A 2,534-nucleotide genomic window follows, 5' to 3' on the forward strand; every position below is an offset into this window, starting at 1 on the left:
AGCCGAGCCCGGTCAGACCCTTCACCTTGTCCAGGGTTGCGTTTGCGATCTGGCGGGCACGGTCCGCTCCATCGACCAGAATTTCCTCGAGGCCGGCCGGGTCGGCCATCAGTTCGGTAAACCGCGTACGGATCGGTTCGAGTGAGGCGACTATCTGGTCGGCGACCGTGCGCTTGAGGAATCCGTAACCCTTGCCCTCGAAGACGTTCTCGACCTCGTCCCGGTTCTGTCCGGAGAGTATTTCGAAGAGAGTGAGGAGATTGACGACGCCGGGGCCCGCCGTCTCAAAGCGCGTGTCGTTCGACGAATCAGTGGTCGCGCGCATGACGGCCGCTCGGATCTGGTCCGGCGTGTCTACGAGGCCGATTGAGTGCCCAGCCTTGGTCGTGCCCAGGGATTTCGACATCTTCATTGTCGGTTCGTCAAGCCCCATGATGCGCGCGCCGCTCGATCGGATCAGGGGCTCAGGTAGCACAAACGCCGCACCGAACATGTGGTGGAAGCGCTGCGCGATGTCCCGGGTCAACTCGACGTGCTGACGCTGATCCTCACCGACCGGAACCCGGTGAGCACCGTAGAGCAGGATATCCGCGGCCTGCAGCACGGGGTAGTCGAGTAGCCCTGTGCCGACGCTCTCCTGGGCTGCGGACTTCGTCTTGAACTGCGTCATCCGCTCCAGCCACCCCAGCGGCGTGACACAGTTCAGAATCCAGGCGAGTTCGGCGTGCGCCGAGACAGCCGACTGCACGAAGATGACGGACTTCTCCGGATTAATGCCGGCGGCGACGTACAGCGCGGCGGTCTCGCGTGTCTGGGCGCGGAGAACAGCGGGATCGATGGCTTCGGGAATCGTTATGGAGTGCAGGTCGACGATGCAGAAGATGTTGTCGTAGAGATCCTGGTTCTCGACCCAGAGCGAGAGCGCACCCACATAGTTACCAATATGGATTTTCCCGGTCGGTTGAATACCGGAAAACGCTCGCTCTCGCTGCACATCCATGGCTGCTACCGGCACACTCTCTACTCAATTTTCGTCCCCTGGGCCGGTATTGACCGCGGGGTGGTCCGTGCCGTATGCACGGCACGGTGTCGCACCGCTGAGTCTGCCACGTATCCGCCGTATGGCTCGTAGCCCCGTAGCCCCGTAGCCCAGCCCCGTAGCCCCGTAGCCCCGTAGCCCCGTAGCCCCGCTCGGTCCGGCCATCCGGCGACGATCGGCGACAACGGGTTTTGTCTCCCGCATCTGCTGCCGACACCGTTCGGTTAGATCATGTGGCAGCCCCGACACGCGCTGCGGGCGCAGCGGGACGCCTGGGAGTTCTCAGCTGTCAAGCTGTTACGGTTTGCGCCTCGTTCATCTGCGTGCAATCGGCCATCCGGTGATGATCGTGACGGTCTGTACCGCGTACCCCGCCCGTTGTCGTCTCCGGACTGTTGTCGAACTGATGACATCCGACTATGGGCTGTCCAACAGGTCCGGTACGGTACGGATCGCGTTTTGTGTCGGACGTGGTGCATGGCGTTGCAGGCGCCTTCATGGACGTCATGGGTGAAATGACGGTCGACATGGCGCCTCGCGGGGCCGACTGTTGAGGGTGCAGCATGGGGGAGGGCGGAGTATGGCTGGGTCAGGCTCAGGGAGCGCTGGATCTGGACGGGCGGAGTGTGGGGTCCGCGCCGTGTTGTCGTTCGATGACCCGCCACCTGTCGGCGAAGCCGCAATGCCACCTGTCAGCGAAGCCGCAATGCCACCTGTCGGCGAAGCCGCAGCCGGCACAGTGAGCAGCGGGAACGGTTGCGACCCGGATGAATCGCGGTGCGGCCGTGACTGGCCCGGCCACACCTTCCTCGGCCGGATCGACCGGCGCCTACGCAGTGAGCTGCTGGGACTCGGACAGATCGTTCGGTTCACCGGCGGCACGATTATGATCATTGAAGGCGACACCGACCGGGACCTGTTCATCCTGCTGGACGGCGTGTGCAAGGTCACGGGGGTGACCCCGCACGGCGCCCAGGCGTTGCTTGCGGTCCGCGTCGGCGGAGATGTTGTCGGGGAGCTGGCCGCGATGGACGGTGAGCCGCGGTCCGCCACGGTGACCGCCGGGGGTGCGGTGACCGCACGCCGGATCAGCGCAGCTGACACGAATCTGTTCCTGGGCAATCATCCGGCGGTGGCGGCGGAGATGAACCGTGCGGTGGCGGCGAAGCTGCGCTGGTCGACTCGGCGCCGGGTCGACTACGGCGACCAGGTGAAGATCCGATTGGCGCGCGTCCTGGTTGAGCTGGCCTACCTGCACGGCGAGGCGGTTGACGACGGCATTTCGATCGGCGTGCTGACGCAACCCGAGGTTGGTGCGCTGATAGGCGCCGGCGAGCCGAGCGCGCACAAGGCGCTGGCCGAGTTGCGGGCCGCCGGCATCCTCAGCACCCGCTATCGGCGAATCGTCATCCACGACCTGCCCACGCTCGGGACTGTCGCCGACGGCGACCGGTAGCGATCATCGGGTGCGGCGATGGACGGTCATCGGTACTCC

2 protein-coding genes are annotated in these 2,534 nt (G+C 64.9%); one reads left to right on the forward strand and one right to left on the reverse strand.

Translation table 11 applies throughout. The annotated features are described in order from the left end of the window. Positions 1–1,000: tryptophan--tRNA ligase (trpS, locus tag U9980_RS07830; protein ID WP_322767323.1), on the reverse strand; the 1,000-nt coding region annotated here is incomplete at its 3' end. A 721-nt stretch (positions 1,001–1,721) separates the two neighbouring features. Here trpS and U9980_RS07835 point away from each other — a divergent pair. Continuing rightward, positions 1,722–2,495 (forward strand): Crp/Fnr family transcriptional regulator, encoded by a 774-nt coding sequence (locus U9980_RS07835; RefSeq protein WP_322767324.1) that lies wholly within the window; start codon positions 1,722–1,724, stop codon positions 2,493–2,495. Positions 2,496–2,534 lie beyond the last annotated feature (39 nt).

This window comes from Protofrankia sp. Cr1 (assembly GCF_963555865.1).
GTDB lineage: Bacteria > Actinomycetota > Actinomycetes > Frankiales > Frankiaceae > Protofrankia.